This is a genomic window from Bacteroidota bacterium, assembly GCA_030706565.1.
Lineage (GTDB): Bacteria > Bacteroidota > Bacteroidia > Bacteroidales > JAUZOH01 > JAUZOH01.
Genome location: JAUZOH010000251.1, coordinates 1 through 5708 on the forward strand (window position 1 = coordinate 1; position 5708 = coordinate 5708).

General features: G+C 40.5%; 5 protein-coding genes. 3 read left to right on the forward strand and 2 right to left on the reverse strand.

Annotated elements, in window-relative coordinates:
- From rpsF to rplI, 3 genes are all read left to right on the forward strand, one after another.
- A partial coding sequence (rpsF, locus tag Q8907_11840) for a 30S ribosomal protein S6 (protein ID MDP4274960.1) occupies nt 1-296 on the forward strand: 296 nt, incomplete at its 5' end.
- The gene (gene rpsR, locus Q8907_11845) at nt 296-568 is read left to right on the forward strand and encodes a 30S ribosomal protein S18 (protein ID MDP4274961.1); all 273 of its coding nucleotides are present in this window, start codon (nt 296-298) and stop codon (nt 566-568) included. The genes rpsF and rpsR, both read left to right, overlap by 1 nt.
- Nucleotides 569-585: 17 nt before the next feature.
- On the forward strand, nt 586-1032 hold the full coding sequence (rplI, locus tag Q8907_11850; GenBank protein ID MDP4274962.1) for a 50S ribosomal protein L9: 447 nt from the start codon (nt 586-588) through the stop codon (nt 1030-1032).
- 63 nt (nt 1033-1095) lie between these two features.
- On the opposite strand, the gene Q8907_11855 is transcribed toward rplI, so the two are convergent.
- Together Q8907_11855 and Q8907_11860 are read right to left on the reverse strand one after the other, a co-directional pair.
- Nucleotides 1096-1473, reverse strand: a complete 378-nt coding sequence (locus tag Q8907_11855) for a RidA family protein (GenBank protein ID MDP4274963.1) — start codon at nt 1471-1473, stop codon at nt 1096-1098.
- 26 nt (nt 1474-1499) lie between these two features.
- Nucleotides 1500-5708: T9SS type A sorting domain-containing protein (locus tag Q8907_11860; protein ID MDP4274964.1), on the reverse strand; the 4209-nt coding region annotated here is incomplete at its 5' end.

Consider the following 5708-nt stretch of genomic DNA (forward strand, 5'->3'; position numbering starts at 1 on the left):
CTGAAGGAGGAGCGATAGTCTATGAAGAGAATTGGGGATTAAGAAAGCTGGCCTATCCCATTCAGAAAAAAAGCACAGGCTTTTACAACTTAATTAGCTTTACAGCTGACAGCCAATTGATTGCAAAACTCGAAACCGAGTATCGCAGGGACGAACGTATCATTCGTTTTCTGACTGTAAAAATGGATAAATATGCCATTGAATACAGCGTAAAGAAGAAGAATCAGAAGTCTAACACTGAAGCAACTGATGACAAATCAGAGAAATCAGAAAAAACATTGGAGGAAAAAGCATGATGCAACAACAAAATCAATCTGAAATCAGATACCTTACCCCGCCTTCAGTTGAAATCAAAAAGAAAAAATATTGCCGTTTTAAGAAAAACAGAATCAAATATGTAGATTATAAAGATCCTGAATTTCTTAAAAAATTCCTGAACGAACAGGGAAAAATTTTACCCCGTCGGCTAACCGGTACCTCTTTAAAATTTCAACGCAAAGTTGCTACTGCAATTAAGAGAGCTCGTCATTTGGCATTATTGCCTTATGTAACTGATTTGTTAAAATAACTGATGGAGGGAAAAACATGGAAGTTATATTAAAAGAAGATATTAATAATTTAGGACAGAAAGACGATATCGTAACCGTAAGAAATGGTTACGCGCGGAATTTCCTTATTCCTAAAGGTTTAGCTATTAGTGCCATTCCTTCAGCAAAAAAGATGTTGGCTGAAAACATCAAACAAAGAGCTCACAAAGAAGCAAAAATCAAAAATGAAGCTCTTGCTTTAGCTGAAAAGATGAAAGATGTGAAACTCACTATCGGTGCTAAAACAAGTTCTAAAGGTAAAATTTTCGGTTCTGTGAATACCATTCAGCTTTCTGAAGCCTTACAGGCACAAGGATTTGAAATCGATCGTAAGAACATATTAATACAGGTTGATCAGATTAAGGAAGTTGGTTCATACAAAGCAAAGGTTAAACTGCACAAGGAAGTTATCGTGGAGATACCTTTCGAAATTGTATCAGAATAGAAATATTTTCTTATTTATCATAAAAAACCTCATTTACCGGAAGATAAATGAGGTTTTTCTTTTTTATTTAGCAGCAATAGCCTCAATCTCAACCATCACCCCCTTGGGTAATTCCACTACCTGAAAAGCTGCACGGGCCGGAGCATCTTCCTTAAAAAAAGTAGCATATACCTCATTCATTGCCCCGAAATTTTTCATATCACTAAGCAAACAGGTGGTCTTTACCACATCACTCATGGAATAACCTGCAGATTGAAGAATAGCTTCAATATTTTCCAATACCTGCTTTGTCTGTTCTGCTACACCCCCCGGGACAATATTCCCTGATGCAGGATCAACAGGAATTTGTCCGGACACAAAGACAAATCCATTAGCCTCCACAGCCTGACTATAAGGCCCAATTGCCTTAGGCGCATTATCTGTATGAATTATTTTTTTCATTATTTATTTTGAATTAAAATCAATGTTTATTCTTTTATAACCTTTTTGATCACCAGCCCATCCTTATTTATCAAACGAAGATAATAAATTCCAACGGCAAAAGAAGACATATCCAGAAGCTGACCGCCATTTTGAATTTTCTTATTGAACAACAAACGGCCATGAATATCTATCAATTCTGCAATCCAATCCTGATATTTCCCTGCAGGGAAATTGACATATAAAATATTACTGACCGGATTCGGATACACAAGAATATCTTCCTTTTTATCCAAGGTATTTACTGCTGTATTCAATTTAATGACTACAGATTTACTGACCTTGCAGCAAGAGGCATCAGTCACTTGTACCGAATAAGTTCCTTCAGCAGTAACCTGATAAGTTTCATTTGCCGAACTATCCTGCCATAGATAGGTTGAAAAACCAGCCCCTGCATCAAGAACATGGGGGAAAGAAGTCTTAATCGTATCATTTACTTCCCCTGTAAAAACGATTGGAGGAATCGCCTTATATGAAGAAACAGTTTTTTCAAGTGTATCATTTTGAAGGCGCAAATCCGGAATTCCAATCAGAGAAGTAATTATCTTAAAATGATAATCACCTATTGAATTCAGGTTGATTGTTTTTGGAAAATCTACCGTTATACTGTCCTTTGAAGGCTGAAGATCTGTAAGAATCGCAATAGTATCAAGGACCGGTGCCTGATCATTTAAAATATATGACACCAAAATTTTGTTTTTAGTTCCTTTGGCTATTGCTATATTGCTATGATTTAAAATCTTAACCTTAACATTCTCATTGGTACTTTTTCCACACCCAGAAACGGGGCTTACCAGTCTGGCCGGGGTGAAATCGTAAAGTTTTAAAATAACCAACACGCTGTCAGATGCCTGACATTCAGCCGAATTCCAAACCTTAACTTTATATTGATTTACACCGGAAACAGAATCTGCATAGATGGTATAATTCTGTGAAGTAGTTCCATCCTGCCACAGATAATGTTGAAAACCATCGCCAGGCTTAAGGACACAAACCACGCCGGTGGTATCCTTGTCCGGTCCCAGGTCAATCTTTGGAATGCCCCAAGTATTGACTACTTCGGCAATGCTGTCATTCTTTATGTTTAAATCGGTTTTCAACAGGGTATATGCCTTAATTTGATAACCGCCGCTTTGCGAGAAATCTTCAGATTTCTTAAAAGAAAAATAAGTAGAGTCTGAGGGTTTTAAATCATTTTGCAAAATTGCCGTATCACCAATAATGGCTGAAGTACCTGAAGGATATTTAACCTGATAGCCCACAAAAATACTATCATTCTTTTTGATGGTATCATTGCCTAAATTAAAGATTTTCAACTGTATTGAAACAGGGTTTTCATGTGTACAATCAGAAACAGGGTTTACGATGTCCTTTACGCCCACATCCCGGAATTTAAGCCTGACCCGGACAGAATCTATGGCAGAACAACCATAAGTATTGGTTACTGTAATTTTATAGTTCCCGGAAAACCTTGCCGTATCTGTTTGTAAAGTAGTCCCGTCATTCCAATGATAGGAACTGAAACCCGAACCGGCATCAATCACAAATTGCCTGGCAATTAAAGTAGTATCATGTCCGAGATCAATATTAGGATAACCCCACACATGAATATCCCGTTTCAGGGTGTCATTTATTGAGATATTATCAAAACGTGCGATAGTGTCATTGCTTAACCGGGTATAAACCTTGAAATGGAAGGGGGTATCAACCAATGCCGAAAAATCAGCCCTTTGAGCAAAATCAAACCTGAATGTACTGTCAGGGGCCAGTTTCTGACCGGATGAAAACACCCTGGATTCTGTTACTGCCGGATTATTATTCACCTGAAAGGAAACAAAGATCTTGTAATTTTTGGCTATGGTATCCGTACCCAAATTGCGGATTCTAAAAGAGACCGGTGAAGCATTGCCCAGGGAACAGGCAGATACCGGGGAAATAATGGAATCTATGCCAATATCTGGAATAAGCCGGGCCACGACTGTTGAATCCATCTGGAAACAACCGCCCCCCTGGTCTGTAACCTTAACCGTATACTTTCCGGGGGCAGTAATATGGGCTATGGAATCGGTTGAACCATTGCTCCAATAGTATTTCCAGGTACTCTTATAACCGGGCCTGAGCACCACCGTATCCACCCTTGCGGTTTTGATGGTATCAAGGAGATGAATCTGCGGTGCAGGTTCAAGGGTAAGATTGAAAGTTGCCGTATCATTGTTCATACCGGGATGATACATATAAGGATCGCGTTCAATCAGGGTATAGGCTTTAATATGTTCAGTAACGTTGGAACCCAGGTTGTTTATCGGCAGCGGCTTTTTAAATGTATATTGCAGTGTTTGCCCTATTTTTAATGAATCCGACAGCTTAAACGTATCCACGACCGCCATTTTCAGTCCAGACACATTTACCAGATTATCTATTTTAGCGCCGACTATGATAGTGTCGCCGGGATGCATTGCATTAATTCCAAAATTCTTAATGGTTACCCGAAGTTTGTCCGAATTAAAGTAGGGACAGGTATTGTTGGTCAGTCCATCGATACTGGATACTCCAATGTCATAGGGACTTTCATAGATTTTTACATCATCTATGCCAATACCTTCAGAGTTACTGATGGTATCACTGGCAAAATGGAAACGTAACTTCACATTGGGCTTGCCGGCCAATTCATCAGGGAGAATCTGCCGCATGGTCGTCCAGCCCGAACTGGTAGTATCCCAACCGGCAGAGTTCAATGCAGCAATATGACTGGCATTGTACCAGGGCCACTTGTAGGTGTCGTCATGCTTAGGAACCAGGTTCCACGTAACCCCACCATCAACAGAATATTGCAAACATGCACCATCAGTGTGTTTATACTGATCAGGCAAGGAAAAATCTCCCCTTATCTTGCATTCGAAAACAGGCTTTTCATTTTTTGTCAGATCGAAACAGGGGCTTTCCAGGAAGGACGAATCCCTGTCCTGATAAAAGCCGGTCAGATTGGTCACCCAGGCATACTGGCCTGAGGCAGCACCTCTGATTGAAAACGGTCCATCAGGGATACCATGCTGCCAGGTATAATTTCTACCATAAGGACGCCAGAAATTTTTCGACTGTTCCATGTTATCGGCATAGGGCAAAGTATAGGTAGGCAACACATACAAAGGATAAGAAACACTGTCATTCTGAAGATATTCATCAGTCTTGAGCAATGTACTGGCAACCATATCATAAACATCGGGGGTATGTAAATCCACTTTTGAAGAAAAAGTATAACTCACACTGTCATCCTTTGCAATCACCTGATTAATTGTTTCGGAAATAAAAGTTTTGCCACCGTCGAGCGAAAAACCAACAGGTATTGAAGCCGGCGAAGGCCCATCCCCATAATTCTTGACGACCACCCGGATGACTTCTCCATTGCCATGTCCACAGCCATTAGCAGGATAAACAATTCTCGAAATGCCCACATCCCTGGTTATATGATAGCCCGAAAGCAGGAAATCATCAATATTCCAGCCCGAGAACTGCCAGTCGTTATCCGAATAATCAAGATTATACCTGATGCTTATATTTTGTTGGCGGTCCGCAAAGGATGAAAGGTTGAAATCAGCAGGATGCCAGAGATGATCGCGTTTAAAACCGTCTTTTATCCAGAATGGAGTCCAGGAAACGCCATTGTCCGTACTGATTTCAATACGGGTATCGTCGGCATTATCGAAATTCAGCCACTCCATAAAACGGAGATTGATATTTTTGAAATACTTGCAATTGATCAGGGGAGATTTGGCGATGTAGGCGTTTGCAGAAGTTATGCCGGGTTCATAATCGCCTTTATATGAGCCTAATCCGTTAAGGTCGGTGCCTAAAACTTTTCCACCGCTAAAAGCCCGGGCAGGATCAGGATAACCCATCGTTGCCCCTCCCAATCCGCGGCATGAATCAATCTGAAACTCACCGCTTAGCTCCCAGCCTCTGAGCTTTTCAAAATCATCATTAAAAATACTGGTATAAATGGTCCTGCTGCCTGCAGGGGACTGGTCAACAGCCGGATACGTACTGCCATTAATGGAAAAACTATTGGCCAGTACTTTTGCATCCAGGGTCCTTCCAACTTGTGCACTGCTATCTACGTCATAAGTCAGCCAGAAATAATTATGGCCGGTATTCAGGTTGTAATTGGAAAAATTAAAAGTAACTGCTCCGGAGCTGAA

Coding starts and splice junctions, on each gene's coding strand:
- rpsR (MDP4274961.1), top strand. CDS start 296: ATGCAACAACAAAATCAATCTGAAATCAGATACCTTACCCCGCCTTCA.
- rplI (MDP4274962.1), top strand. CDS start 586: ATGGAAGTTATATTAAAAGAAGATATTAATAATTTAGGACAGAAAGAC.
- Q8907_11855 (MDP4274963.1), bottom strand. CDS start 1,473: ATGAAAAAAATAATTCATACAGATAATGCGCCTAAGGCAATTGGGCCT.